This window comes from Methylobacterium sp. E-005 (assembly GCF_022829725.1).
Lineage (GTDB): Bacteria > Pseudomonadota > Alphaproteobacteria > Rhizobiales > Beijerinckiaceae > Methylobacterium.
The window spans coordinates 1-25,232 of record NZ_JAKSYG010000081.1 but is presented as its reverse complement, the minus strand read 5'-3'; the positions used below and the strand labels follow the sequence as shown (position 1 = coordinate 25,232).

The following is a 25,232-nucleotide window of genomic DNA, read 5'->3' as shown; positions in this document are numbered from 1 at the left end:
GCGACAGCAGCCTTTGCGTCCCTGGCAGCGATGCCGCCCGGGACGGGGTTTCAGATTTCCGCCCGCGCTTGCGCCTGCCTCAGGCGACGGGGCACGGGGTGTACGGCTCGACCTCGTCGAGGAGGAGGTTCCGGTGGATCTCGCGCCCGGCGCCCTCGACGAGGACCCGGGCCATGGCCGGCAGCTCCGCCTTCGCGCGCAGGTAGTCGTCCAGCGCGATGGGGTTGGTGCTCTCCGGCGCGTCGATGCGCGTCAGCCGGTCACGGCCGATGAGCAGGCCCGCCTGCCCGATGGCGTTGTGCGACTGCGCCTTCATGGCCGCCTGGATGACGCCGCGCCACTGGATCATGCCGCCGGAGGTCTTGTTCGCATCGACCTTGAAAGCGGTCTCCCCGCAGCCGAGGCTGAGCACCTGGATCTGGCCGCGGTCGATGTCGAAGCAGGCGAGCGCGTCGACCACCGCGTTCATCGTCGGGTTGTTCGACCACAGGCCGCCGTCGACCATCACGTAGCCGTTGTTCGCCAGCGCCTCGAAGTAGGTCGGGGCGGCCGCAGTGCTCAGGGCGACCCTGACCATGCGCTCGGATCGGTCCTTCCTGTAGGCGGGGTGGTGGGGCGTCTTGAAGACGAACGGCTCGCCGTGGAACCCCTCGAAGGCGGGGATGCAGAGCCGGGTCCGGGCCTCGCCGAAGGTGGTCTCCCCGAAGATCCGCAGCAGCTCGTCTTCGAGCGGCTTGCGCTCGTAGACGTAGCGGTAGCGCTGGCGCACGAACCGGGTGAGTCGCTCGATCCGCGACGGGGGCGGGAAGATGTTGCCGCCGCGCTCGACGTAGACGTCGCGGATCTCGCGCGCCGTCAGGCCGTGGGCGAGCGCGAGCGCGATGATGCCGCCGGTCGAGGTCCCGGCGATCATGTCGAAGTGCCGGGCGATCGAGCGCCCTTCGAGAAATCGGCCCTCAAGCTCGGCGAGCACCGCGGCCGGGAGGATGCCGCAGATGCCGCCCCCGTCGACGGAGAGGATCCGGAAGGGCCGATCCTTGGGCCACGGCAGGGGCTGCCTGCGGTCCTGCTGGGTGCCGTCGGAGCGGCGCGGGGGAACGTAGCTCATCGTCCGGCTTCCTTGGCGGCGGGGGGTTCGGCGTGCCGCCCGCCCCCGGACCACCGTCCGGTCGCGCGCCAGCCTTCGTAGCAACCGAGCCAGTCGAGGGCCCAGGGAATGGTCGTCTCGGCGATCAGGCTGAACGGGGTCCACTCGCCGATCTCGTGGTCGAACAGGCACAGGACCGGGTCGCCGGCCCGGTCGACGTAGACGTGCGGCAGCGTGCCCTCGCCGTCCCCGGGGCGGCGCCGGAGGACCGGCGAGATCACCCGGACCTCGGGCTGCTGCCGCAGGGGGGCGATCCGCTCGATGACGAGGGGGACCTGGTACGAGACCCGCACCTCGTAGGCGAGCATGAAGGGCTTGAGCGTGCCGAGCCAGGTCGCCGCCCGCTCGGAGCGCTCGACGAGCCTGAACGACGGCCATGACGCCCGGATGGCCCGGTCCTGGTCGGCGATGGAGGGGAAGACGCTCACCACCGGCGCCCCCCGCGGAAGGTGTGGGCGCTCGCCCGGGCCGGTGCCGCGGCGGCCGCGCCGCCGACGCCGACCAGCGCCGGGCGGCTCGGGACGTAGAGGCCGCCCCGCGGCGTGTAGGCGTGGAGCCCGGACTGGACCGCCCGGCCGGTCCGGTCGTTGAACCGGCGGACCGAGGTCGAGACGACGTGGCCGCCGAAGCGCTCCCGCAGCCAGTCCTGGATGTCCTCCAGGCTCGAACCGTGCTGCTTGATCCACGCGAGGCCGTCCGCGAGGTCCGTGAGCTTGGCGGCGTACGCGTCCTGCTGGGCGAGGTTCTCCGGCCAGCGGTCGGTGAAGCAATCCTCCGCGTGAACGGGGTTGACGACCCTGATGGGCTCGCGGCGGACGCTGGCCGCCCGCAGGGCGCTCGCCACCGAGCGGGCGAGGCGGATCACCATGTCGGCGAGCGGCAGGCCCGGATGCGAGGCCTGCCCCGCGAAGCAGGAGAGCATCACCGAGGGCGGGATGCGCCCCGTGGCCCCGGCGTAGGCCACGTTGCGGTGGCGCTTGAGCAGCTGCAGGGCGACGGTCGCCACCGCCTTCACGATGATGGGCACCTGGTCGAGGATCTCGTCGACCTCGGCGTCCGCCCGCACCTCCATGCCGTAGGCCTCGTGCAGCCGCTTGTTGAAGGCGGCCGCGAACCGGCGCTCCAGCGGCGTGCGCGCCCGGTACCACTCGGCGAAGCCGTATGCGTTCATCGGCACGTGGAAGTGCTCGGACACGGGCTTGTCCGGGTGGGCGTGGAAGATGTGGCTGACCCGCTCCGCGCCGTGTCCCAGGCGCACCGCCGGGGTCACGTCGACGTGCATCCGGTCGGCGTAGCGGACGGTCACGCACCGAGTCTGGCGCTCGACCTTCTGACCGGTCGGATATCCTTCCAGCGAGCGGTACAGCAGGTCGAGAACCGCGTCCGGCCCGGAATGCGGATCGAGATCTAGCGCCGCGACGATGTCGAGATCGTACTCGTCGTCCGTGCCGCGCGTCGACGTCGTCGCGTCGATGGCCATGCTGCCCTGCGGGTAGAAGCGCAGGATGCGCCCGTTCAGCGGGCTGCCGGGACGTTCCGCGAAGTCGCGGATGGCCTCGTAGCGGCCGCCTGCCTTCGCGTGCAGGCCGGGCGGCAGCTGCACCGAGATGGCGATGTCGGCCATGACCGCGTCGAGCGCGCTGGCGAAGGGGTCGAGGCCGGGGGGGTGTCGGAAGTGGTTCATGGGGTCGCTCCTTGGCTGGACGCTCGTCAAGGTTGAAAACCCCTGCGTCCGTGGCATCCTGCCGAGGTATGCCGGCCAAGCTCGCGTCTCAGAATTTGGCCGGCGCGGATTCTGAAAATCGCGGGCGGGGGGCATAGGGGATGTCGGTCGGACGTTTGGCCGGGCGGTCGGCTGCGGAGGCGAGCCGGGGGCGAACGGGTGGGCGATGACCTCAGCCCGGAGGAATTCGGGGCGGCCTACCGCGACCTGTCGCGCGACGACCGCAAGAAACTGGTCGTCATCGCGAAGCGGTTGTGCGGGGGCACCACGCTCAACCCGGGCGACCTCCTGAACGAGGCGATCTGCCGGACCCTGCTCGGCACGAGGCAGTGCGGCCGGGAGCTGAACATCGTCGCCTACCTCGTGGGCGTGATGCGCAGCCTCGTCTCGCACGAGCGGGAGAGGCAGAAGCGGTCGGTCACGACCGACGACGCGGAGGAGGTCGACGCCCACATGCGCGCCCGGCTTGGCGAGAAGCCGAGGGCCGGTAGCGCGGAGGACGCCATCATCGACACCCAGGAGAGGGTGAGGATCATCGCGGAGGTGTTCGAGATGTTCCAGGACCAGCCGGAGGAGCTCGCGGTGCTGGAAGCCCTCAGGGACGAGCTCGCCGGCAAGGCGCTGAGGGAGCGCACCGGGCTGGCACAGGGCGATCTCGACTACGCGAAAAAGCGCATCAGGAAGGCGCTCTCCCTCCGCTACCCGAAAGGATGGAGATCATGAACCGAGAGATGACCAAGGACGAGAGGTTCCTGGACGCCCTGGATGACCTCTACATCGAGGGGATCCTGGCGGCCTCTCCCGAGGAGCTCAAGGCGGAGCTGCTCGCCATCGGGGAGGACTCGGACACACTCGTCGCCATTGCGGACGCCGCTTTCGAGCGCGCCCACGCCGCCTGCGCCGCCGACGCGTGCCCTGCCCCAACCGCTGCCCCACCGGCCGCGTCGACGACCGAAGGCGGGATCGACCCCTTCGCCGCACGGGCCGACGGAGGATTGCGCGGGGTGGCGCGCCGCTTCGGCTGCAACCTGAACTTCCTCGGGCGGCTCAAGGACCGGCTCATCCGCGTCGAGGATCTGAGCGCCGGTTTCCTGGCACGTCTGGCCGAGGCGCTCGGGACCGGCGCGGACGAGCTTGCCCGCTTCCTCGCGGGGCCCGCGCGGGTGCCCGTGGCCGCGCGGTTCAAGTCGGACGGCAAGCCGGAGGCCGTCGAGAAGCAATCGCTGGCCGAGGCGATCGAGAGCTCGGGGTTGAGCGACGAGCAGAAGCGGTACCTGGCATCGCTCTAGGAAGGACATCGCCGCCGTGGACGCGTTCGAGGTTGTCAGGGCGAGGGCGGCGCAGGTCCACGCGGCGGCGGTCGAGGGCGGCGCCGATCCGTTCCGCCCCCTGGATCTCGTGGTCGCGGCCATCGACGCCCACGAGATCGATCTCAGCTGGTTGCGCCCCGGCGATGCCTACCTTCGCGGCGGGCGCGGCCTCTACGACCCGAGCCTCCCGGCCATCGCCTGCGAGGATCGCGGGGACCCGACGGCCAAGGCGTTGCTCGCGGGGCACGAGCTCGGACACGCCGTCCTGCACGATCCCGATGACGTCATCGTCGACGGCGACATCGACCCGAGCCGCGCCGTGGAGGCCGCCGCCACGGGCGTGGAGAAGGTCGAGGGTTACGGCCGGCGCGAGCGTCGGGAGTTGCAGGCCGACCTGTTCGCCCGCGAGCTGGTCCTGCCGCGGGCCTCGGCGCGCCGCCTCTTCCTGGAGGATGGGCACGGTGCCGAGGACATCGTCCGCCTCACCGGGCTGCCCCAAGCCCTCGTCTTCCAGCAGTTGGCCGATTGCCTGCTGCTGCCGGAGCACCGGCCGCGTGCCGAGCCCGGTGCCGGGGCCGGGCGTCCGCTCGACGACAGCCAGCGGGCCGCCGCCTTCCACGAGGGTACTCCGTTCCTGCTGCAGGCGGGTCCCGGTACGGGGAAGACGCGCACGCTGGTCAGCCGCATCGAACGGCTCCTCGACCGGGGCGCGACCGCATCCGAGATCCTCGTCCTCACCTTCTCGAACAAGGCGGCGGGCGAACTCGTCGAGCGGTTGACCGCTCGCCTGCCCGAGGCGGCCGCCGCGGCCTGGATCGGCACGTTCCACGGCTTCGGCCTCGACGTCCTGCGGCAGTTCCACGACCGCGAAGGGCTGCCCGACGACCCGCGGCTCGTGGACAAGGCCGACGCCATCGGCATGCTCGAAGATCTCGTTCCGCGGCTGCCGCTCCATCACTTCCGGAACCTGCACGACCCCACGCTCGAACTGAGCGACATCCTCGCCGCGGTGTCGCGGGCGAAGGACGAACTCACGCTTCCGGACGCGTACATGGCCCTCGCCGAGCGGATGGCTGAACGGGCCGGCGACGACGGGGAGGCCCGGCTGCGCGCCGAGAAGGCCATCGAGGTCGCGGCGGTCTACCGCGTCTACGACGCCGAGATGCGGCGGCTCGGCCGGCTCGACTTCGGCGACCTCGTCATGCGGCCGACGCTCCTGCTGGAGCGGGACCGCGGCGCCCTGGACATCCTGCGCGCCAAGCACCGCCACATCCTCGTCGACGAGTACCAGGACGTGAACCGGGCGAGCGTCAGGCTGCTCAAGGCATTGGCGGGCGGAGGCGAGCGGCTCTGGGTCGTCGGCGACTCCCGCCAATCGATCTATCGGTTCCGCGGCGCCTGCTCGGCCAACATGACGGCCTTCGAGGCCGATTTTCCCGGGCGCCGGATCGGGCGCCTGACGGTGAACTACCGCTCGTCGGCGGAGGTCGTCGCGGCGTTCTCGGCCTTCGCGACCGACATGGCGGCCTCGCGCGGCGTCCTCCCGCTCGACCTCACCGCCCACGCGGGTGCCTCCCACGCGCACCCCGAGACGCGCACGGTCGAACGCCCGGAGGACGAGGCCGCCGCGGTCGCCGCCCGCATCCTCGAACTTCGGCAGGTTCACGGCGTGGACTTCCGGGACCAGGCCGTCCTGTGCCGAGGCAACGCCCGCCTGGCCGCGGTCGCGGCGGCGCTCGAACGGCGCGACGTTCCCGTGCTGTTTCTCGGCACCCTGTTCGAGCGGGACGAGATCCGCGACCTGCTCGCCGTCCTGGCGCTGCTGGTCGATCCCAAGGCCGGCACCCTGGCCCGGGTCGCGCGCATGCCGCGGTACGCGATGCCGCTCGAAGACGTCGGTCGTCTCCATCGCGTCCTCGCGCGGCGCGAGGAGCCGATGGCATGGGCGACGGAATCGGCGGCCCCGCTCGGCGCCCCGGCGGCGGCGGCGCTGGCGAACCTCCGCGCCGACCTTCAGGGCCTGGGCGCGGCCAGCCACCCCTGGGAGGCGCTCTGCCGCCTGCTGTTCGATCGCCGGCACCTGCTGCCCGATCCCCGCCCGCCGCTTCGGACCCGGGACCGGATGCGGATGGTGGCCCTCTGGCAGTTCCTCGCGTTCTGCCGCGAGCTGCCGCCGGGCCAGGGGCTCCCGATCCAACGCCTGCTGGACCGCACGAGGCGGTTGGTCCTCCTGTCCGAGGAGCGGGATCTCCGCCAGATGCCCGCGGCCGCGGCCGCGATGGACGGGGTCAGCCTGATGACCGTCCACGCCAGTAAGGGCCTGGAGTTCGAGGCCGTGCACATCCCCGGTATGGTGGGTCAGGGATTTCCGAGCGGCGGCCGGACCCCGCGCTGCCCGCCCCCGGACGGGCTCGTCGCCGGCGCCGAGGGCTTGTCGGGAGTGGACGCGATCCGGCGCGGGCATGCCGAGGAGGAGGAATGCCTCTTCTTCGTCGCGGCTTCCCGGGCGCGCCGCCACCTCACCCTCCTCGCGGCGCGCCGCAAGGCGAACGGAAGCGGGCGCCCGCTCTCGCCCTTCCTCGACAAGGTCGCCGAGGTCGTGCGGGACGTGCCCGATCCGCCGTTGCACCTGCGCGAGGCGCCCGAGCCCGACCGTCACCGGATCGGCGTCGCGTGGGAGGGGCCGCCCTCCTTCACCGCCGAGCAGATCTCACTCTACGACCGGTGTCCCCGCCGCTTCTTTTACACGCACGTGCTGGGCGCGGCCGGCGGTCGCCGCTCGACCCCCTTCGTCAGGATGCACGACGTGGTGCACGAGGTCCTGCGCTGGCTCAGGGAGGACGCGCGGAATTGGGGCCTCCCGCTTGAGGCGGTGCGGGCGTGCTTCGACGCGGTCTGGTCAGAGAAGGGGCCGACCGAGGGATATGCCGAGGAGCTCAGACGGATGGGGTTCGAACTGGTGGAGGCGCTCATGCGAACCCGGGAAGGACATGTCCCCGGGCTGCGCGAGCCCGTCGCCATCGATCTCGGCGGCCTCGGCCTCGTCGTGTTGCCCGACGAGGTGCGCGGCGATGGGGCTGCCACGGTCTACCGAAGGGTGCGGACCGGCCGGAGGAGGAAGGAAGAGGAGGACGACCTCGTCTACGCCGCCTATCTCATGGCGGCCGGCCTGCGCCACGGCCCGGGTGCGCGGGTCGAGGCCATCCACCTGAGCGGGGACGGCGTGATGGACATCCCGCTGACCCAGAGGAAGCGAACGAACCGCGAGCGCAAGCTGCGACTGATCGCGGAGGGTATCCTCGCGGGCGACTTCCCCCCGGAACCCGACGAGAGGGCCTGCCCGCGGTGCCCGCACTACGTGACCTGCGGGCCCGTGCCGGCGGGCATCCTCGCGGCTCACCGTCCCGATGAGGCGTAGCCGACGGCTGGACAAGGTCGTGATTACGCTGCGGACGATGCCGCGGCCGCCTGCGTCGGGCTCGGCTGAGGTGCTTGATATGAAAACCATGAGCCGTGGCAGTTATTTGACTGGTAAAGTGCCGACCGCACGCCACGACGTACCCGATCAGCCGTCACCTGAGCTGCGACTTGGCGGCACCATTCGTCTGAACCGCGGTCAGACCAGATCGGCTTGATCGCATGAGGAGCCGTTTCCGACTTATTTCAAACCTGCGGAGGGGCCGCTTGCCGAAGGCGTGATCGTCCCTGGCTAACCCCGAAGGCCGGAAGCGGAGTGCCCGCTTCGGAGAAGGCCCGCTGCAATGCCGGACGGGCTCCTACCGACCCAACTGCGCCGTAGAAGCAGTCCGACGTCGTTCTCGAAAGCAGACATCGAAACTGGGCTCGCGCCGCCAAGGTACTCTTATGAGTGTTCGCCTTCCGAACTAGCGCCCCCCACTCGATCAATCCACAGTCTGCATCTGGACGACACTGCCGAGTTCACCGGGCTTGCCCGAGACCACCACGAGGTAGCGCCGGCTAGCGCCGGCATCCGTGCGGGTGACCTGTCGGATCGGGCCGATCGCGTTGACGATGGCCGCGCCGGCCGGGTTGGTCATGAAGGCGGCGAGCGGCTCCAGGCCGGTCGCTCCCTTCGGATTGGCGGCGAGCGCCAGCACGAAGGGCATTTTCGCGGGCAGTCCTGTGACCGCGGCCTGTAGCGTTTGCAGCACGCCTTGGTCGAACAGGGTGACCTGCGTCGCCGGCTTGTCATCGGAACCGGTGAGCGTCAGCGCGCTGGTCTTGCCGGCAGCACCCAGCGGCTGGAGGTTCTGCTTTCCGTCGCCCTCCGGCACGGCGTTCGGGACGTAGGCGACGCCCTGCGGACCCTGCCCGATCGGCACCTCAGCGATCACCGTGTTCGACGCCGTGTCGATCACCGCCGCCATGTCGGCGTTCTCCAGGCCGACATAGACGCGGCTGCCGTCGCCCGAGGGCCAGAGCCCGTGCGGCAGGGCGCCGGTCGCGATGGTGGCGACCTGAGAGAAGTCGTCGGTGCGGAACACCTTGAGCTGGTTCAGGCCGCCGATCGTCACGTAGGCGAACTGGCCGGCCTTGGTCGAGACGATGTTGACGTGGTTGGTGATCGGCCCGGTCTCGATCGTCTTCAGCGGCGCGAAGGGCGGACGCGCCGAAAACACTTGGGTGCGGCCGACATCCTTAAGGGTGAACCACACCTGCTTGCCGTCCGGCGTCGCGGCGATGTCGGGGCAGAACGGGCTCTCTTGCTTCACGCGGCCGACGATGGTGTGGGTCTTGGTGTCGATGACGACGGTCTCGGGGCTGAAGCTGGAGCAGACGTAGCCGTAGGCGCCGTCCGGCGAGAAGATCGTCATGCCGGGCCCGTTCGGTACGGTGATCCGGCGGGTCTCCTTGGCGGTGGCGGCATCGAGCACCGCGATATGGTCCTCGCCGCGCACGCTCACCCAAACCTCTCGGCCGTCCGGCGTGAAGAAGGCTTCGTGCGGCGAGCGGCCGACATAGGCGGTGTGGCGGACCGCGTTGGTCGCCGTGTCTATGAAGCTCACGGAGTTCGAACCGATCGAGACCGCGAGCAGGGTCCTGTGGTCCGGCGAGAAGCCCATGCCGTGAACCAGAAGCTGCCCGCGATAGAGCGGGCTCAGGTTCATCGGCGTCGGGTCGCCGAGCCGGATCACCCCGAGCAGGGTGTTGGCGGCGGGATCGACCACCGAGACCGTGTTGGAGAACTGGTCGGAGGTGTAGAACCGATCCTTGCCGCTAACCGGCACGTCCGGGGCGGAAGCTGCGCCCGGGGCCTGCCCGGCGAGCGCCGGGCCGGAGAGCAGCGCGAGGGCGAGGATAGTCAGGGCGGTCTTCATCGGCGGGTCTCCGAGGGCATGGCGGCGGGGGCTGCACTGTGGTCGTGGGAATGGGCCGCACCAGTCGATGGCTGCGGCGCTTTAGGAAGACTGGCGAGCGCACGGCGCATCACATCGATCTCCTGGCCCTGCTCGACGACGATTCCCTGCGCGAGGCGACGCAGGACCGGATCCTTGCCGTAGAGCAGCTCCGCCTTGGCCATCGCGATCGCGCCCTCGTGGTGGGGGATCATCATCGCGGCGAAATCGCGGTCGGGATCGCCCGAGGGCGGGACCATCATGTCGGCGTGCATCCGCGTCATCGACTGCGCCATCATCGCGTCGAACGACGTTGACGACGCGGCCGGAGGCTCGCTGGCGGCCAGCGTCGGGCGCATCATCATCCGGCCGCCGACGAGGCCGCTCGCCATCAGCGCCGACGTCACGGCAAATCCCAGTGCTCCGCGCATGCGGCCTCCTCGCGATCCGGTATCAATGGAAGGGATGCCAGCGGACCGCCTTTATTCCGCGGCGGGGCCGAAAAAGCGTTCGCGCCGATGGGATCGCCTTTTTTCGTGTGTCAGCGGAATAAAGGCGCCCGTTTCGCATCCCTCCCGATGCGGTCATGCTCGACCGCGGGAGACTTCACCCATGCGCAATCTGCTGATCCGCACCGCCTTCGCGGCTATCGCCTTCTCCGCCGTGGCCGCCCAGGCCGCCGCGCCCGCCATGACGGCCGAGACCGCCAAGGGGCCGGCGCTCGTGGATGCCAAGAGCATGACCCTCTACACCTTTGACAAGGACATGGGCGGCAAGTCGATGTGCAACGGCCCCTGCGCCGCCAACTGGCCGGCCCTGACGGCTGCCTCCGGATCGGCGGCCTCCGGCGATTGGACGACGGTGACCCGGGACGACGGCACGATGCAGTGGGCCTACAAGGGCAAGCCGCTCTACACCTTCGCCAAGGACACCAAGCCGGGCGACACCACCGGTGACGGCTTCCTCAACGGTGCGTGGCACATCGCAAAGCCCTGATCGGTGAATGCCCGGATCGGCTCCCTCTGATTGGGACACGTCGTTGGACGAGATCGCCCCCCTGATCGAACCGCAGATCCCGGCCCTGCGGCGCTACGCGGTCGCGCTTCTTCGGGATCGCGAAGCGGCGGACGACCTCGTCCAGGACACCCTGGAGCGGGCATTGTCCGCCTGGTCCGGGCGTCGCCGCGACGGCGACCTGCGGGCGTGGTTGTTCACGATCGAGCGCAACCTGTTCCTCGCCGCCGTCCGACGCCGGGGCCGGCGCGGCGCCGATCTCGGCGCGGAAGCGTTGGAGCAGGTGCCCGATCCGAGCGCCGACCCGGGGGCAGCTTTGGGAGCCCGTGACGTACTCGCAGGGCTCGACACCCTGCCCGAGGAGCAGCGCTCGGTGTTGCTCCTCGTGGCGGTGGAGGACCTGTCCTATGCCGAAGCGGCACAGGTGCTCGGGGTGCCGCTCGGCACGGTGATGTCACGATTGAGCCGGGCGCGCACGCGGATGCGCGGATTTGTGGAGACGGGCCGGACAGGCCTGCTGAGGAGGGTTAAATGAGCGGGGATCCGCGCCCGGTCGGCGAGGACGATCTGCACGGCCTGATCGACGGCCGCCTTGAACCGGAGCGGCAGGCGCTGGTCGAGGCGTGGCTCGTGGGGAACCCCGCGCGTGCGGCTGAAGTCTCGACGGACCGAGTTCTGCGCGAGCGCCTGCGCGCCCGCCTCGCGCCGATCGCCGAGGAGGCGATCCCGGCGCGACTGCGGGTGGCCAACATCCGCTCGCGACACCTGTACCCTGGCGCACGCTGGTTCCCCATGGCGGCTGCGGCCGTGCTCTGCCTCGCGCTCGGCAGTGCCGGCGGCTGGGTTGGCCATGCCCTGCACGGTGTGCCCGCGGCGGCGGCGGTGGCGGAGGCACCGGCGACGCAGGACGCGGTCGCAGCCTTCCGCACCTTCGTGGTCGAGGCGGTGCATCCGGTGGAGGTGCGCGCCGACGAGAAGCCCCACCTCGTGACGTGGCTCTCGAAGCGTCTCGGTCACGCGGTCGCGGCCCCCGACCTCTCGGCGCAGGGCTTCCGGCTGATGGGCGGGCGCCTGTTGCCGGCCGGCACCGAGCCCGCGGCGATGTTGATGTACGACGACGACCGCGGCACCCGGCTGACGCTCTACAGCCGCGTCGGTGACGGCGACGGCCGCACGCTCTTCCGCTTCGCCCGCGAGGGCGACATCGCTGCCTTCTCCTGGGTCGATGGTGGCATGTCATACGTCGTCACCGGCCGCACCGACGAGGCCCGGCTGCTCTCCGTCGCGCAGGCGGTCGATGCGCACGTCCGCGGCCTCGCGCCGGATCGTCGGCAGCCATGACCCTCGATCAGCTTCGCATCTTCGTGGCGGTGGCCGAGCGACAGCACGTGACGCGGGCCGCCGAGGCGCTGAACCTCGTCCAGTCGGCGGTCAGCACGGCGATCGCCAACATCGAGGGGCGGCACGCGACGAAGCTGTTTCACCGGGTTGGCCGCGGGATCGAGCTGACCGAAGCAGGGCGCGTGTTCCTCGTCGAGGCCCGCGCCGTGCTCGCCCGGGCCGAGGCCGCCGAACTTGTGCTCGCCGACCTCAGCGGCCTACGACGCGGGACGCTGGCGCTTTTTGCCAGCCAGACCATCGCCAGCGACTGGCTGCCTCGCCACCTCGTCGCCTTCCGCCGGGCCTACCCTGAGATCGCTATCCGGTTGGCGGTGGGCAACACCACCGACGCCGCCGACGCGGTGCGCGCGGGGCAGGCCGAACTCGGCTTCGTCGAGGGGGCGCTGGACGACCCGACGCTCGCAAGCACGACCATCGCCCAGGACAAACTCGTCCTCGTGGTCGCCCCAAACCATCCCTTCGCCGGGGCGGCTGCACTCGCACCCGAAGACCTCGCCGGGGCCGACTGGGTGCTGCGCGAAGCGGGATCGGGAACCCGCTCGGCCTTCGAGGCGACCCTGGGTGCGGCCGGCCTTGCCGCGGCCCAGCTCCGGGTCATGCTCGAACTGCCCTCGAACGAGGCAGTGCGCGCCGCCGTCGAGGCCGGGGGCGGGGCCGCCGTCCTGTCCGAGACCGTGGTCGCCGCAGCGCTTCGAACCGGGACCCTGGTGCGGGCGGCGTTCGACTTACCGAGCCGGCCGTTCCGGGTGCTGCGCCACAAGGAGCGCTACCGCAGCCGGGCCGCCGACGCGCTTCTCGACCTGATCGCGACGGCGAACATCAAATGAGCGAGCCCGCGAAACCAGTGCCCCCCGACGACCCGCGGGTGAGGCTCGCCGAGGACCGGACGGTGCTGGCAGCCGAGCGTACGTTCGTGGCGTGGCTTCGAACCGGGCTCGCCTTTCTGGGCGTCGGCTTGGCCGCGCAGCGCTTCCTGCGGGAGGTGCTGGCGGTCTGGCCGCTGAAGGTGCTGTCGCTCACGTTGATCGGCTGCGCGCTTGCCTCGTTCGCCGGCGCCGCATGGCGGGACCGGGCGATCCGGGCGCGTCTCGCCCATGCCGAGATCCCGATGATGCCGCGCATCCTCACCATCGGGATCGCGGCCTTGCTGATCGCGATCTCGGGCCTCGCGGCCACCGCCTTGCTCTGGGCGTGATGATCAGGCCACGGTGACCCGCACCCGGTGCCATGCGGCGCTAAGGTAGCCCTTGTAGTTCCAGGTGTCGTCGGGGGCGGCCGGCTGGGTCTGGCCGGCGGAGTCCCAGGCCCGCACCGCAAGTTCGTGCTCGCCGGCCGTCAGCTCGCGCTCGATCTCCCAGAATGTCCACGCGTAGGGCGCGTCGGCATCGCGGTCGATCCGGGCCTGCGCCCAGCTGCGGCCGCCATCCGTCGAGACGTCGACGCGGGCGACCGCGCGGTCGCTGGCGATGGCATAGCCGCGGATCGCGTGCCGGCCGGCCTTCAACGCCGCGCCGCGGGCGGGCTCGCAGATCGCGCTGTTGAGCGGCATCGCCTCGATGGTGATGCCGTGGGCGGGGTCCGCGGTCTCGGCCGTCACGTCGGGCGGAAACAGCTTGTAGTCGTCGGCCTGCATCGGGTTGTCGGAGGGCCGGTCCTGCACCGTGATCCGGGCGAGCCATTTCGGGCTGCGGATGCCGGCAAATCCCGGCACCACCACGCGCAACGGATGGCCGTGCTCGGGGGCGAGAGGCTCGCCGTTCATCGCGAAGGCAAGCAGCGTCTCGGGCGCCAGCGCCTTGGCGAGAGGGATCGAGGCGCCGAAGCGCGTGTCCGTGTCCGCGATCCGGTCGTGGCTCTCGAAGGCGACGTAGCGCTCTTCATCTGCATCGATGCCGGCCGCGCGCAGCACCTCGGCGAGCCGCACGCCGGTCCATTCCGCGTTGCCGATGGCACCGGGCGCCCACGGGTCACCGGAGACCGGCGCCACCGCCAGCATGTCGGCCCGTCTGTTGCCGGCGCATTGCATCACCGCCGTGACGGTGGCGTGCGCAAAGCGCGCCTTGAGTTCCGCGAGGGAGAGTTCGAGCGGCATGGTGACCATGCCATCTACCGTCAGGCGGTAGCTGTCGGCGTCGAGGTCCGGGATGTCGCCGTGGCTGCGGACGTAGAAGTCGGCCTGTTCGGTGAGGAACGCCGCCCGCAGGCGATCGAGCGGCGGCTCGGCGTTGTAGGGCGCCTTTCCGTGGACGATGAGGCGGTCCTTGCGCTGGAACAGGCGGAGCATGGGGTCTTTGTCCTGCGTACTTGACATGTCGACGACGAGAACGCGCCGGGGGCGATAAGGCCCCCGGCGCGCGTCGCCTCAGGGCTTCATTGTCGAGACCACCGCATTCTTCGCGCGATCGACCACGGCGACGCTGAGATCGCGGTTGAGGACGTAGGCGCGGGCGTTGTCGGCCGAGAACGCGATCGCCTGGCGCGGCTCGTTCAGGCCGGTCACCGTGGCGACAACCTTGAGGGTGCCGGTGTCGATCACTGAGAGTGAGTTGTCCTTGAGGTTGCCGGAATAGACGAAGCGACCGTCCGGTGTCAGTGCGGCTCCGTAGGGGTCCTTGCCCACCTCCACCTCGGAGGTGACTTTGCGGGCGGCGATATCGACCACGCCGATGGTATTGCGGCCGCTGTTGGCGGCAAACAGCGTCTTGCCGTCCTTGGTGATCGAGATGGCGCGCAGCTTGTCGAACCCAGCGATCTCGCCGGTGATCTTGTTGGTGGCGGTATCGACCAACGTGATTTTGTCGCCGAGGAAGTTCGTCACGAACACGGTCTTGCCGTCGGGCGACAGCTTCACGCCCTGGCGCGGCTGCGCGAAGCCGGGAATCACGGCATCTGCCAGCATAGTCTTGGTGTCGAACACGGTCAGCGTGCTCGCGGCCTCGTTGTTGACGTAGAGCTTGCCCCCGTCGGCCGAGAGCACGGTGCCGAAGACCCCGGGCCCGGCGGCGAGAACGCCGGCTTCCTTGCCGGTGGCGGTCTCGTAGACCGTGATCCGGCCGGTGCCGCTGTCGGAGACGTAGAAGCGGGCGCCGTCCGGCGCGAACACGATGTTGCGCGGCGTGACGAAGCCGTCGAGGCGGCGCAGCACCGTGCCCTTGGCGACGTCGTAGACGACGACGGCGCTCTCCTCGCTGTTCGATACAGCGGCGACGGTCCCGGCAGCGTTCAGCGCCAAGGCGTTGTTCTTGATCGCGCCGTCGAAACCAGCGGCGGACCCGGGCTGGCCCTGGGCGAGAAGCAAGGCAGCTCCGGCGAGGAAGGCGCGGAGACTGGTGCGGATATGGGTCATGAAGCGGGTCTCTTGGGCATGCGCGCTCGTTCGGCGGCCGGGGCCAGCCGTGCGGGCGGGTTCGAAATCGGATTGCGTCGTGCGGGACCGGTCCGGCCATGCATCGCCTTAAGGAGATGCCAGCGAGGGCGGTCTATTCCCCGAGGCCGGCGAAAAAACGCGGCGGCCTCGGGATTCGGGAGTTCAGGGGGTCGGCTTCAACGCCGTGAGGTAGTCGACGATGGTCTGCACGTCGGCCTGATCGACCGGAGCCTTGTAGATGTGGACCATCTTGTTCACGGTCTCGGTCCACTGCGCCTTCGTGAGCTTGGGCTGGGTCAACACCATCCCGGCCGAATGGCAGGCGAGGCAGTTGTTGTTGACCGCCTCGGCCCCGGGCCCGTCGGGGAAGATCCGGTCGGAGGTCGGCATCTCGATCGATTGCGAGGTGAAGCGCATCGGCTCGGGAGCCGGGGCGGCGAGCGCCACCAGGGGAGACAGTATGAGCGCGACGCTGAGGGCTGCAGAGCGGATCGGGGTCATGGCTGTTCTCCTCAAGCGGCCTGGAAGGACACGGTTTCTATACCGTTCTGCATGAAGCCGGCCCCGTTCCAGACCCGGTCCGTGGGCTGCGCGACGCCGTTGGTGTTGGTGCAGCGGACCTTCACCGTGTGGGTGCCGGCGGCCAACGCCGGCAGGCTGCCCTCGAAGCGGCGGAAGCTGTAGGGGCCCTCGTCCGCGCCGAGCTGTGCTGGAAACCACGTCGCGCCGCCGTCGCCGGAGAAGTCGACCGCCTTCACCCCGCAATCGCCGCCGAAAGCGATGCCGCGCAACGCCACCGGCGCGCCGGCCGTCACCTTGGCGCCATCCTGCAGGTTGGTGACGAACGAGCGCGGTACCATCTTGTTGATCGGCACCGTCTTGAAGCCGGTCTGGCCGGGCTTGATGTTGGCGCCCGGCACGTCCGGGATGCGGTAGGCGGTCTTCATCCAGTACTGGTCGTCGGGCTTGTCCAGCACCTCGATCTCCGACAACATCTTGACCCAGTAGGTCGAGTACCAGCCCGGCACCACGAGGCGAAGCGGGAAGCCGTTGAGAAGCGGCAATTGCTCGCCGTTCATCGCGTAGGCGATCATCACCTCACCGTCGTTGGCGTGGTCGAGATCGAGCGACTTCTTGAAGTCCGGCGCGTCGTCCACGACCGGCTCATCGAGGCCGCTGAAGCGCACCTGCACGGCACCGGCCTTCACCCCGGCCTTTTCGAGCACGTCCTTGAGGCGCACCCCGGTCCAGCGGGCGTTTCCCATCGAGCCGTTGGCCCATTGCGCGCCGGGAACCCGCGGCTCGAACAGCCCGCGGGAGTTGCCCGAGCACTGGTTGACCGCGGCGATCTCGAAGCGCGGCAGGCCGGCGATGGCATCGAGGGAGAGCGAGAGCTCCTTCTCGACATGACCGTGGACCTTGAGACGGAAGGTGCCGGCATCAACCTCGGTTGGGATCGAGGCCCAGTGCCAGCGCACGTAGAAGCGGTCGTTGGGGGTGAACACGCCCTCATCGAACACCGCAAACGGCGTCTCCAGCAGCGGCGGATGGGTACGCTGGAGGATCATCTCGCCCTTGCCGGGAAAGGCCGTCGTGAGATCCCGCACATCCGGGCCGCCGGGTAGCGGCAGCTTCACCGAGCCCGCGGCCCAGGCCGGCATCGCGGCGGCAAGGCTGCCGAGCCCGAGCCCGCCCAACAGGAGGCGGCGGTTCGTCGGTCTTTCCAATCCGTGCATCGTCTCTCCCTTCAAAGTTCGTCGGCGTCGATGCGTTCGAGGGCACCGGACCCGTGGCGATTCCTTGCGACTAGGGAGATGCTACGGGATGCGTTTAATTCCCACCAACGGTCTTTCGCGATGCGAACGATCTCCCAATGCGATGATTTGAGAATTTTGGATCTCCGCGCCGGTGGTGCCAGATATCGTCTCGACGTCAGACCGCCGGTGCTTCGACAGGCGCGGTCCTGCGACACCCGAACAAGGCGTGACGCTCGGCGAAACCGCGAAGGGCGACAATGCCGAGCGGTTCGAGGGCATGCGCCAGGCCGTGGAGGAAGGTGTCGGTGGCGATCAGCGGCGTGTCGTAGGTCTTGCACAGGCGCTCGACGCGAGCGAGCACGTTGAGATCGCGGCCGATCGCCGTGAAGTCGACCCGGTCGCCGCCGCCGATATTGCCGTAGGCGACCTCCCCAACATGAAGTGCGACGCCGACCTCAAAGGCAGCCCTGTCACCGTCGCGCAGGGTCGCAAGCGCATCGAGTGCGGCCTCGGCGGCACGCAAGGCGGCACGGCGCGCCTCGGCCTCGTCGCGATCGGCATCGAACACGGCCAGCAGCCCGTCACCAATATACTTTAGCACCTCGCCGCCTTCCGCCTCGACGGCCGGCACGATGGCATCGAACATCCGGTTGAGGGCGGCCACGACATGGTCGGGGCTTTGCCGGTCGGACAGTTCACCGAACCCGCGCAGATCGGTCAGCATCATCGCGGCCCGCATGAGGCGTACGTCGCCGCGCCGCACTGTGCCGGCCAGGATTTGCCGCGCCGGGTCGCGCCCGACATAGGCGCTCAGGACCGCGCCAAGCATGTCGTCGAGCGCCTTGATTTCGAACAGCAGCGAGAACGGCTCGACCAGCGCTAGCAACGTCTCGATCTCGATCGGCGTGAAGCCGCCCGGTCTCGCCGTGGCCCAGGAGGCGGCACCCATGCGTCCACGCGCGGCATGCAGCGGCGCGATGAGGTAGTCGGTCAGACCCTCGTTGCGAAGCTCGCCAAGCACGGGAAACGGCAGCGGCCCATCCCCGTCGAGACGGCATTGGAGTGGGGTCCGCGTCTCGACCACGTGCTCGACGGTGTTGCCGTGGAAGGTCGGCGTGCCCTCGATGCCGTGGCGGCGACGCAGGGCTAGGCTCGACGTTCCTGGATGCCAGACGCGCATCACCCACCGGAACGACGGATGCAGGGTCGGCGCGTGGGTGGTGGCGCGGGCCAGCGGCAGGCCAAGCCCCGAGAGGCACGCACTGAACCCATCGAGAAGGGCTGCCGCGTCCACCGCTTCGCGACCCGGCCCCATCAACCATCCCGTCGCCTGCGCGACTGCCTCGGATGAAGATTGGGACGAACGTGTCACGGCAATTCTTCCATCAAGGGGTCGGATCGATGCCATAGCGTGGATCAGACGAGGCCGAGCACATGGATCAGGCCGAGGCTGACGGCGCCGAGGGCAAGGAGCGAGGCGACCACAGCGAGGGTCACCCGCGCCCCGGCCTTGGCGACGCTGCGCACGTCGACCCCGAGGCCGAGTGCCGCCATCGAGACTACGGTCAGCACGTTGGCGGTCTCCGACATCGGCGCGAGCGCGACTTGCGGGATCAGCCCGGCCGAGCGGAGTCCCGCGAGCGCCAGGAAGGCGAGGATGAACCACGGCACCAGGCGGTGGATCGCGAGGCCGCCGGGGGCCGGGCGGTCGCCGGTTGTGACGCCGGGGGCGGCCTCGTCGGTCTCCTCGCGCAGCCGGCTCGCGCCGAGGGAGAGCATCAGAACGACCGGCCCGAGCATCAGCACCCGGACGAGCTTCACCAGGGTTCCGACCTGGACGCTGAGCGCCGCGACCGGCGCGGTGGCGGCGAGGACCTGCGGCACGGCGTAGACGGTGAGGCCGGCGAGCACGCCGTACTGCATCGGCGACAGGCCGAGCAGCGGCACCAGCAGCGGCAGGCCGAGCACCACCAGCACGCCCAGCACCGCGGTGAAGGCGATGGAGGCGGCGACGTCCTCGCCGTCGGCGCCGATCACCGGGGCGGTGGCGGCGATCGCCGAGTTGCCGCAGATCGAGTTGCCGCAGGCGACGAGGATCGCCATGCGCGAATGCAGTCCGAGCGCCCGGCCGATGCCGTAGCTCGACAGGATCGCGACCACGACGACGCCCGCGATGCCGAAGAGCAGGCCCGGGCCGGCGGCGAGGATCGTCGCGAGGCTGAGCGACGCGCCTAGCATTACGACCGCGATCTCCAGCACGGTCTTGGCCCCGAAGGCGATGCCGGGAAAGAAACGCTGCGACGGGGTCCAGGCGGTGCGGATCGCGCTCCCGAGGAGGATCGCCAGCACCAGGGCTTCGAGCCAAGCGCGACCGAACAGGTGCGTCTCGACGGCTTCGAAGCCGACCGCTGCGGCGGTAACTGCCACGCAGAGGCCCAGTCCTGGAAGGATGGCTCTCGTGCCGGCCAGGGCACGCATCGATCGAGGGTGGGAGACAAGTCTGGGGGCGGACATGGGTGGCTCCGATGTGATGCCGGAGAATCCCACTTCCCTTTCATTCACTCCAACGGAATGATTAGATAATTCCAATCACTTAATTAGATCAAATGGGGATCCCTTCGAAGCGTGAGGCGACCCATTCTTGGGGGCCTACAGGCGGATTCAACCGTCGATCCAGCGGGCCTCGATCGTCGTGTCCGCAGCAAACTCATAGATCCTGACGGAGCCCGTCGCGAGTTCGAGTTGCTCGACCTCCGCCGGGCTGAGGTCGTCGAGCGCCATAACGAGCGCCCGCAGGCAATTACCGTGGGCGACGACGAGCACGTCCCCGCCCATGACCGCCGGTAGGATGGATCGGAGGTAGCATGGCACGATGCGGGCGACGGTATCGCGCAGGCTCTCACCGTTCGGCGGCGCCTCGGCGTAGGAGCGCCGCCAGGTCTCGATCCGCTCCGCCCCCCAGCGCGCATCGGCGGCGGTCTTGTCGAGCCCGCTGAGGTCGCCGTAGTCTCGCTCGTCGAGCGCGGCGAAGCGTTGAGGGATTAATCCGGGTTGCCCGAGCGTATCGAGGATAAGCCGGCCGCTCACGACGGCCCGCGTCAGCGTCGAGGTGAAGGCATCGGAAAAGCGCCAGCTGCGCTCGGCCAAACGCCGCCCGGCTGCCACGGCTTCTATCCGACCCTGCTCGGTCAAGGGCGAGTCCAGCAATCCCGTGAACAGACCGGATCGGTTGGCTACGCTCTGGCCATGCCGGACCAGCACGAGACGTCGCGTGATTGGGGCTTTGCGATCGTGAATCACTCTGTCTCCCAAGGCAACGCACTTTCGCGTCGGTCGCATCGCCTCTGATGAAAACGGCATCCGGCTTTAACGAACTTCGACCCTGAGATGGGTTGGACCGTCCATCCGGAGACGGCGATTCATCCTAGGTCCGCTTTAGAACGTCTTGCGACCGAAAGCAGCCAAGCTGCTTCCCACCCATGCCAGCCCTAGGGATAGCTCACGTAGCATCTCGAACGTAGCGCGCCCCTACACCATCGCGGAGTGCATGGAGGTTATGGCCTGAACCGACCGGCGGAAGCGTAGAGGCTTGGGACCGCGGACTTGATCCTTGATGCGGCCCTCTCAACCGTCGCCGGAAACGAGCTTCTGCGCGGTCTTCCCGAAGGTGCAGACAAGCACCACCCCCCAAAGGCATCGAGGTGACACTGACGGCATCCCCCGCGTTAGGTCTATTCGACCGACCTACGGCGTGAACTCGTCATCCGCCCATCAGGTGACGTCGCGGACCAAGCCTGAAGTCCCGGGCTCCGGTCTGGCGCCTTCTGCCGGCTTTAGACCCGCGGGGCATCCGCTTGTCGCCTAGTGCGGTGCCGGCGCCCGGGCGTGAGCCGTCGCCAGCCAGCTGCGCAGCGCGTCCGGGTTGATCCACTCCGCCTCCATGGCCGCGGTGAGAGCCGAAGCTTAAGCGCTGGCAGCCATTTGACAGGAAAAGGAGCGACCGTACGTCACCATCGACCTTATCGACCGCCACCTTCACCACGACCGGGCGCCACCATTGGCCCGACATAGTTTTGCCTTTCCCGGTGGCCGGTTCGCCGGGAAACCCGTGATGTCGCGGGGGGCGAGCCGTGGCACTCACAGGGCCTAACCGCCAACCCCGGACGATGCCACGAATTTGCTGCCCGGGTTATGGAGCGGTCGGGGTGGCCGACGGAGAAGAGGTGGTTGTGACGCTGTCGACGGGCCTCCGTCAGCTGACCCAGCTCACCGAGCGGATGCGAGGGAAGGAAAGCCCGACGTCCCGTCGGCGTGGAAGCAAGGTCGGTGGCGTGCCGGAGGATAGGTGTGCGTGGCTGTCGGGCGCAGTTGCTCGGTGCTGAAACAGTTTTCCATCGAACTTTAATGATTTACACCCATATGGTTTGATCTGCCGCCCGCTGAGATCCGATCTGGCGCCAACAGAGGTTCTATCTTCGAGTTCGGCGGCGTGCTCATCGATGTGCGCCTTGATGCAGGCAGCTGAGCATCCTCGTGGACCGATCTTCGAGCCGTGTAGGCCCAGCCAACCGGGAGTCGGGTGTTTGATGGCGCAGAGGCGTAAAAGTCGGCTCTTTGTTGGCGCGAAGTCGGGCTTAGAGTGCTTGGCGCTGACGCTAAAGGGTTGATATTGTTGAGGGGGTAGTCGCGCGTTATCTGACGTCCTAGAATCTTCTCAATGACTTAGCTCGATCGCGAGCTTCTTCCGTCCAAGCGTTGTCCAATAAACGCCCTTGGAGCGCGGTGGAGTTTGCCGTTTGCACCGGATGCGCGAGTGGCGTTCGGAAGGCTGCGGAGCCCGACAGATTCCCCTGTCGACAACCTCGCAAGCCAGAAACTTCAAGGCCTCCTAGTCGCTACTCTCCAGCGCCGCCTTGGCGGGTGTGGAGTGCGTAAACGATGGCCTCGATCAAGATCCGCGCGGCAGGTGACGGCTCATTCAGCGTCTACCGGAACGGAGCGGCCGTCGTGTCCGGCCTGACCCGGGCTCAAGCCGAGCGCTGCGCCACAGTCCTGGGCTGGATCGCCTGAGCCCGCCGGTCACCCTTTCGCAAGAATGCCCGACTATCACCCGGCTCGCCGGCGGGTTGAGACGGTCCCGCTGACGATCCACGCTCGCCCGCAGATATGCCCCTCAGCTGTCGAGGGCGGGCGTGGATGCTTCCCTATTCCTTTCTTACTGTTGGTCGCAGGATCGCCCGCACCTCTGCGACGTACTCAGGTTCGGGGACGCCCGGCAGCATGGCGCCGATCTCCTGATGTAGTGCCAGCCACCGCCGCATGAGGCGCAACAGCCGGTCATCCGAGAAGCCGGATCCCTGCCGAACCACGACGTGCATTCGGGCGTCATGGAGGCGCACGCGCGCCACCAGGGCCAGGAAGCGAACCGTCTGAGGTAGCGATAGGCGCGGCTCTGACGGCGGCCTAGATGGCAGCAGCGTCGGCATCACTCGGCCTCGCAGTCCCGATCCCCGCCCCGGAACCACACCACCTGCGAACCGTGATGGTTTTCCGGAGCGCCGAGGCTGGGTTCGCTATCCCCGCCGTCCTCGTGGTCGGGATCCCCGTCGCCCTCATCCAAGATGGCGACGATGCGGTCCACGATGTCGAGGGCGAGTTCTGCCAGCCGCTCGAACTCCTCCCGGGGGATCGGCTTGGCGGCAGGCAGGCTCGGGCGGCCCGGGAAGGCTACGATCTTGCTCATGGTCAGGGTCTCGGGGTGTGATCTGGAAGCCCGGCGTGATCCGGCCGGGGCGGTACGCACCGCGACAGGAAGGCGGAGGGGCTAGGCCCCTCCGATGTCGTCGGGAGCGCCCTCGCGCACGGCCAGGGCGGCGATGCCGATCATGCGGCGGTCGAGAACAGCTCGGGCGAACCGAGCGAGTTGGTCGAAGTTGCGCGCAGCGATGTTCAGGTTGTGCCCAAAATCGTCGGCCTGCTGGTCGTCTTCCGCGAGCAGCGCATCGGCCAACTCGTCCCGGTCGAGACTCAGGTACAGCCAGCCCAGGCGCAGCCACGGCAGCGCCATATCGGCGTCTCTGATCCAGTCTTCGCGGGACGGGACCGGGCAAGGTGTGGCCGAGCGGTCCACGGGCTCGAACGACATGGCCGCTAGCTCGGTGACCGGCACCCTCGACAGGTTGGGGCGATCATCGCCGCGCTTATCGAGGGCCGCCCACATCACGCGTTCGGCGTCGGCCGCAATCTTGGCCATGATGTCGTCGGCGTCGAGACACTCATCAATGCCGTAGTGGTCGCTTGCCCACTGCTGGGCGTGCCGGACCACGGCAACGAAGCCCGGCAGCGTCGTCGGGCGCGTCTCGAACACCGCATTCCACGCGGCGATTTCGGCCTCGTGGGCGACCTTCCATGCCGCCTCTGGCGCGGCCATCGCCTCATCGGACATGTCTAGGCCCCGCTCTCGCCGCCACGCCTTGTCGGTTGGATTAACGGTGAGACCAAAGGCGTCCCACGCCGCGAGATGCGCCCGGATCGCCTCGAACACCGGATCGGTGCTGTCCTCGCTCATGACTGGAGCGCGGCACATCCGGTCGAGGTCATCGCTAAACGCGAGCAGGCGCGCGATGTGATCCCGGCCATTCACGTCCGGCAGAACGCGCGGCAGCAGGTAAGTTAGCTTGGCCCGCAGATCCGCGAGGGTGCTGGAGAGAACCGCGTCGATCGCATCCGCGGCCCGGTCGATCCCGGCATAGTGCCGGTCCATGTTGTCATCGCTGTCGTCGGGGTCGCTGCGAGAAGCTGTGAAAGCGTCCCGATGCGCCAGGATCGCGGTGCGCAACGCGGGCGACACGGCAGTGGTCAGCGCCTTGGCCGCCGCAGCGGTGTTGGTCTGTTCGTGCTCCCGGTCGATCGGATGCACGTGCGCGAGAGTATCGGTCGCGGTCGCCAGGCCGGGCTGTGCCTCGGTCGCTACTGCCGGGGTAGCTCTTTGCTGCGGTACCAGCACGCCGACGACGGTGCCGACGATCCGCTCACGCATCTGCGCTTCGGTGTAGGGGCCATCGCTGGTGTACCATAGACCGGGGGCACCGGAGGCCAACCGGCGCTCAAGCATGGCGCTGTTGCTCGGCCGGTTCACCGGATGGGCGAACCAGCCCTCCTCATCCCATCCCCCGACAGGGCGCCGTTCCGTCTGCATGGCAACGCGGTTGCCGCTGTTCCATTGCAGGATGCACAAGGCTCCGTTGGTCGGCTCGCGCCGCATGCCATCATAAACGACGGTCTCGCCCGGCCGGACCAGCGGATAGGCGACAGCGTCATCAACGACGTAGGTGCCCATGCCTTCGGGGCATTCGACCATCTCAGTCAGCGCGGCAGGCGCCGAGCGGTGCTGCGCGATAATCTCGGCTGACGTGGACACGCCGCGCACCTTGTGGATCGCTGCCACGCGGTCGGTGCGGATATGCCCAATCTGCCCCGTAACCGGCTCGCATACCCTGATCAGCGGCATGACCTCGGACCCGGGCGCGAACGGCGCGGTATGGTCAGGCTGGAAGCCGCGAGCTAGGTCGAAGATAGCCGGGCTGGGCTTCCCCTTCATGTAGAACACAGCCAGCCCTGCCTTGGCCGGCATGACGGGCTCCACGATGATCCTAGCGTCCGGCGCAGCGTGCAGGCCCAAGCCGTTCTCATCAACCACGAGGCCGTAGGCGTCAGGATGCGTGCCGTGCGGTACGGCGATCGTGCCGAGCGGCGCTACAGGCTCCTGCGAGGCGTTGGGTTGCGCGGGCTTGCGCTTAATGAACCGGCCTGCGGCGTCCCGCATCTGGGCGGCGCGCTGCTTGAGGCTCGGCTTGTCGACCGACTGCTTCGGCGCCTTGATGGAGTTACGAGAGGACATGAAGCCTCCTAAATCGCTGTGCGAGAGGGGAAGCGCGGCAGGGCTCGCCGCGCGGTGGCGGCGGGTCAGAGCAGGGTGGCGAGGCCGGTGAGCACCATGCCGCCGCCGACGATGGCGACGGCGGCCAGCAGCTCGCCCGTGGCGTCGAGGAAGCGCAGGGACCGGCTGTGTACGGTGTCCGGCCGGATTGGGGTCACGGCCTGCCAGGGCTCGATAGCGCCCGGGATCGGCTCGTCCGGTAGGTTGCGATAGCGAC

General features: G+C 69.0%; 25 protein-coding genes. 9 read left to right on the top strand and 16 right to left on the bottom strand.

Annotated features, from left to right (window positions below; genetic code table 11):
* Window positions 1-79: 79 nt before the first annotated feature.
* From MKK88_RS09000 to MKK88_RS08990, 3 genes are read right to left on the bottom strand one after another with little or no spacing between them, the layout of a single operon-like run.
* Entirely contained in the window at window positions 80-1,108 is a 1,029-nt protein-coding gene (locus tag MKK88_RS09000) for a CBASS cGAMP-activated phospholipase (RefSeq protein WP_007557725.1), read from the bottom strand.
* Window positions 1,105-1,575, bottom strand: a complete 471-nt coding sequence (locus tag MKK88_RS08995) for a hypothetical protein (RefSeq protein ID WP_230365442.1) — start codon at window positions 1,573-1,575, stop codon at window positions 1,105-1,107. The genes MKK88_RS09000 and MKK88_RS08995 overlap by 4 nt, the downstream gene beginning before the upstream one ends.
* The gene (locus MKK88_RS08990) at window positions 1,572-2,831 is read right to left on the bottom strand and encodes a nucleotidyltransferase (RefSeq protein ID WP_007557730.1); all 1,260 of its coding nucleotides are present in this window, start codon (window positions 2,829-2,831) and stop codon (window positions 1,572-1,574) included. Before MKK88_RS08990 ends, MKK88_RS08995 begins: the two co-directional genes overlap by 4 nt.
* Before the next feature lie 198 nt (window positions 2,832-3,029).
* Here MKK88_RS08990 and MKK88_RS08985 point away from each other — a divergent pair, with 198 nt between their 5' ends.
* From MKK88_RS08985 to MKK88_RS08975, 3 genes are read left to right on the top strand one after another with little or no spacing between them, the layout of a single operon-like run.
* Window positions 3,030-3,593 (top strand): hypothetical protein, encoded by a 564-nt coding sequence (locus MKK88_RS08985; RefSeq protein WP_007557732.1) that lies wholly within the window; start codon window positions 3,030-3,032, stop codon window positions 3,591-3,593.
* Between the two features lie 8 nt (window positions 3,594-3,601).
* On the top strand, window positions 3,602-4,159 hold the full coding sequence (locus MKK88_RS08980) for a hypothetical protein (RefSeq protein ID WP_128754885.1): 558 nt from the start codon (window positions 3,602-3,604) through the stop codon (window positions 4,157-4,159).
* A 16-nt stretch (window positions 4,160-4,175) separates the two neighbouring features.
* Entirely contained in the window at window positions 4,176-7,598 is a 3,423-nt protein-coding gene (locus MKK88_RS08975; protein ID WP_007557735.1) for an ATP-dependent helicase, read from the top strand.
* 484 nt (window positions 7,599-8,082) lie between these two features.
* Here the strand turns inward: MKK88_RS08975 and MKK88_RS08970 are convergent, their stop codons facing one another.
* Both MKK88_RS08970 and MKK88_RS08965 read right to left on the bottom strand, forming a co-directional pair.
* Complete coding sequence (locus MKK88_RS08970; protein ID WP_007557737.1) at window positions 8,083-9,519, bottom strand: YncE family protein; 1,437 nt, start codon at window positions 9,517-9,519, stop codon at window positions 8,083-8,085.
* Entirely contained in the window at window positions 9,516-9,968 is a 453-nt protein-coding gene (locus tag MKK88_RS08965; RefSeq protein WP_007557739.1) for a DUF305 domain-containing protein, read from the bottom strand. The genes MKK88_RS08970 and MKK88_RS08965 overlap by 4 nt, the downstream gene beginning before the upstream one ends.
* A gap of 181 nt (window positions 9,969-10,149) precedes the next feature.
* Here MKK88_RS08965 and MKK88_RS08960 point away from each other — a divergent pair, with 181 nt between their 5' ends.
* Genes MKK88_RS08960 through MKK88_RS08940 form a run of 5 tightly spaced genes read left to right on the top strand, consistent with a single transcriptional unit; the run spans window position 10,150 to window position 13,147 of the window.
* Window positions 10,150-10,533, top strand: a complete 384-nt coding sequence (locus MKK88_RS08960; protein WP_007557741.1) for a hypothetical protein — start codon at window positions 10,150-10,152, stop codon at window positions 10,531-10,533.
* A 43-nt stretch (window positions 10,534-10,576) separates the two neighbouring features.
* Window positions 10,577-11,086, top strand: a complete 510-nt coding sequence (locus MKK88_RS08955; protein ID WP_007557743.1) for an RNA polymerase sigma factor — start codon at window positions 10,577-10,579, stop codon at window positions 11,084-11,086.
* Window positions 11,083-11,892, top strand: coding sequence for an anti-sigma factor family protein (locus MKK88_RS08950; RefSeq protein ID WP_007557745.1), 810 nt, complete (start codon window positions 11,083-11,085; stop codon window positions 11,890-11,892). The genes MKK88_RS08955 and MKK88_RS08950 overlap by 4 nt, the downstream gene beginning before the upstream one ends.
* Window positions 11,889-12,779, top strand: coding sequence for a LysR family transcriptional regulator (locus tag MKK88_RS08945; protein WP_007557747.1), 891 nt, complete (start codon window positions 11,889-11,891; stop codon window positions 12,777-12,779). The genes MKK88_RS08950 and MKK88_RS08945 overlap by 4 nt, the downstream gene beginning before the upstream one ends.
* A complete protein-coding gene (locus MKK88_RS08940; protein ID WP_007557749.1) occupies window positions 12,776-13,147 on the top strand; it encodes a YidH family protein in 372 nt (123 codons plus the stop codon). Before MKK88_RS08945 ends, MKK88_RS08940 begins: the two co-directional genes overlap by 4 nt.
* Window positions 13,148-13,150: 3 nt before the next feature.
* Here MKK88_RS08940 and MKK88_RS08935 read toward each other — a convergent pair whose 3' ends face one another.
* The 7 genes from MKK88_RS08935 to MKK88_RS08905 form a co-directional block, all read right to left on the bottom strand.
* Complete coding sequence (locus MKK88_RS08935) at window positions 13,151-14,236, bottom strand: sulfite oxidase (RefSeq protein ID WP_007557751.1); 1,086 nt, start codon at window positions 14,234-14,236, stop codon at window positions 13,151-13,153.
* 78 nt (window positions 14,237-14,314) lie between these two features.
* On the bottom strand, window positions 14,315-15,298 hold the full coding sequence (locus MKK88_RS08930) for a beta-propeller fold lactonase family protein (protein WP_007557753.1): 984 nt from the start codon (window positions 15,296-15,298) through the stop codon (window positions 14,315-14,317).
* Between the two features lie 183 nt (window positions 15,299-15,481).
* Entirely contained in the window at window positions 15,482-15,820 is a 339-nt protein-coding gene (locus MKK88_RS08925; protein ID WP_007557755.1) for a c-type cytochrome, read from the bottom strand.
* 11 nt (window positions 15,821-15,831) lie between these two features.
* Window positions 15,832-17,055 (bottom strand): molybdopterin-dependent oxidoreductase, encoded by a 1,224-nt coding sequence (locus MKK88_RS08920; protein ID WP_007557757.1) that lies wholly within the window; start codon window positions 17,053-17,055, stop codon window positions 15,832-15,834.
* A gap of 196 nt (window positions 17,056-17,251) precedes the next feature.
* Window positions 17,252-18,391 carry an adenylate/guanylate cyclase domain-containing protein gene (locus tag MKK88_RS08915; RefSeq protein WP_007557758.1) on the bottom strand — a complete coding sequence of 380 codons (1,140 nt, stop codon included), beginning with the start codon at window positions 18,389-18,391 and terminating at the stop codon, window positions 17,252-17,254.
* A 101-nt stretch (window positions 18,392-18,492) separates the two neighbouring features.
* Window positions 18,493-19,554, bottom strand: coding sequence for a YeiH family protein (locus tag MKK88_RS08910; RefSeq protein ID WP_047170696.1), 1,062 nt, complete (start codon window positions 19,552-19,554; stop codon window positions 18,493-18,495).
* A 183-nt stretch (window positions 19,555-19,737) separates the two neighbouring features.
* Window positions 19,738-20,352 carry a 2,3-bisphosphoglycerate-dependent phosphoglycerate mutase gene (locus MKK88_RS08905; protein ID WP_193375331.1) on the bottom strand — a complete coding sequence of 205 codons (615 nt, stop codon included), beginning with the start codon at window positions 20,350-20,352 and terminating at the stop codon, window positions 19,738-19,740.
* Window positions 20,353-22,014: 1,662 nt separating this feature from the next.
* Between MKK88_RS08905 and MKK88_RS33785 the strand changes: the two genes are divergently transcribed.
* A complete protein-coding gene (locus tag MKK88_RS33785; protein ID WP_279602180.1) occupies window positions 22,015-22,146 on the top strand; it encodes a hypothetical protein in 132 nt (43 codons plus the stop codon).
* Between the two features lie 134 nt (window positions 22,147-22,280).
* Here the strand turns inward: MKK88_RS33785 and MKK88_RS08900 are convergent, their stop codons facing one another.
* The 4 genes from MKK88_RS08900 to MKK88_RS08885 form a co-directional block, all read right to left on the bottom strand.
* Complete coding sequence (locus tag MKK88_RS08900) at window positions 22,281-22,562, bottom strand: hypothetical protein (protein WP_243998930.1); 282 nt, start codon at window positions 22,560-22,562, stop codon at window positions 22,281-22,283.
* Window positions 22,562-22,819 (bottom strand): hypothetical protein, encoded by a 258-nt coding sequence (locus MKK88_RS08895; RefSeq protein WP_243998928.1) that lies wholly within the window; start codon window positions 22,817-22,819, stop codon window positions 22,562-22,564. The genes MKK88_RS08900 and MKK88_RS08895 overlap by 1 nt, the downstream gene beginning before the upstream one ends.
* A gap of 81 nt (window positions 22,820-22,900) precedes the next feature.
* Window positions 22,901-24,976: a hypothetical protein gene (locus tag MKK88_RS08890; RefSeq protein WP_243998926.1), complete on the bottom strand. Its 2,076-nt coding sequence runs from the start codon at window positions 24,974-24,976 to the stop codon at window positions 22,901-22,903.
* Between the two features lie 65 nt (window positions 24,977-25,041).
* Window positions 25,042-25,232 (bottom strand): hypothetical protein (locus MKK88_RS08885; protein WP_243998924.1); only part of this gene is annotated, 191 nt, incomplete at its 5' end.

Bases quoted from the DNA above. Each gene is read 5' to 3' on its own strand.
- MKK88_RS09000 (WP_007557725.1), bottom strand. From the start codon at position 1,108: ATGAGCTACGTTCCCCCGCGCCGCTCCGACGGCACCCAGCAGGACCGC.
- MKK88_RS08990 (WP_007557730.1), bottom strand. From the start codon at position 2,831: ATGAACCACTTCCGACACCCCCCCGGCCTCGACCCCTTCGCCAGCGCG.
- MKK88_RS08980 (WP_128754885.1), top strand. From the start codon at position 3,602: ATGACCAAGGACGAGAGGTTCCTGGACGCCCTGGATGACCTCTACATC.
- MKK88_RS08970 (WP_007557737.1), bottom strand. From the start codon at position 9,519: ATGAAGACCGCCCTGACTATCCTCGCCCTCGCGCTGCTCTCCGGCCCG.
- MKK88_RS08965 (WP_007557739.1), bottom strand. From the start codon at position 9,968: ATGCGCGGAGCACTGGGATTTGCCGTGACGTCGGCGCTGATGGCGAGC.
- MKK88_RS08960 (WP_007557741.1), top strand. From the start codon at position 10,150: ATGCGCAATCTGCTGATCCGCACCGCCTTCGCGGCTATCGCCTTCTCC.
- MKK88_RS08950 (WP_007557745.1), top strand. From the start codon at position 11,083: ATGAGCGGGGATCCGCGCCCGGTCGGCGAGGACGATCTGCACGGCCTG.
- MKK88_RS08945 (WP_007557747.1), top strand. From the start codon at position 11,889: ATGACCCTCGATCAGCTTCGCATCTTCGTGGCGGTGGCCGAGCGACAG.
- MKK88_RS08940 (WP_007557749.1), top strand. From the start codon at position 12,776: ATGAGCGAGCCCGCGAAACCAGTGCCCCCCGACGACCCGCGGGTGAGG.
- MKK88_RS08935 (WP_007557751.1), bottom strand. From the start codon at position 14,236: ATGCTCCGCCTGTTCCAGCGCAAGGACCGCCTCATCGTCCACGGAAAG.
- MKK88_RS08930 (WP_007557753.1), bottom strand. From the start codon at position 15,298: ATGACCCATATCCGCACCAGTCTCCGCGCCTTCCTCGCCGGAGCTGCC.
- MKK88_RS08925 (WP_007557755.1), bottom strand. From the start codon at position 15,820: ATGACCCCGATCCGCTCTGCAGCCCTCAGCGTCGCGCTCATACTGTCT.
- MKK88_RS08920 (WP_007557757.1), bottom strand. From the start codon at position 17,055: ATGCACGGATTGGAAAGACCGACGAACCGCCGCCTCCTGTTGGGCGGG.
- MKK88_RS08915 (WP_007557758.1), bottom strand. From the start codon at position 18,391: ATGGGGCCGGGTCGCGAAGCGGTGGACGCGGCAGCCCTTCTCGATGGG.
- MKK88_RS08910 (WP_047170696.1), bottom strand. From the start codon at position 19,554: ATGCGTGCCCTGGCCGGCACGAGAGCCATCCTTCCAGGACTGGGCCTC.
- MKK88_RS33785 (WP_279602180.1), top strand. From the start codon at position 22,015: ATGGCCTCGATCAAGATCCGCGCGGCAGGTGACGGCTCATTCAGCGTC.
- MKK88_RS08900 (WP_243998930.1), bottom strand. From the start codon at position 22,562: ATGCCGACGCTGCTGCCATCTAGGCCGCCGTCAGAGCCGCGCCTATCG.
- MKK88_RS08895 (WP_243998928.1), bottom strand. From the start codon at position 22,819: ATGAGCAAGATCGTAGCCTTCCCGGGCCGCCCGAGCCTGCCTGCCGCC.
- MKK88_RS08890 (WP_243998926.1), bottom strand. From the start codon at position 24,976: ATGTCCTCTCGTAACTCCATCAAGGCGCCGAAGCAGTCGGTCGACAAG.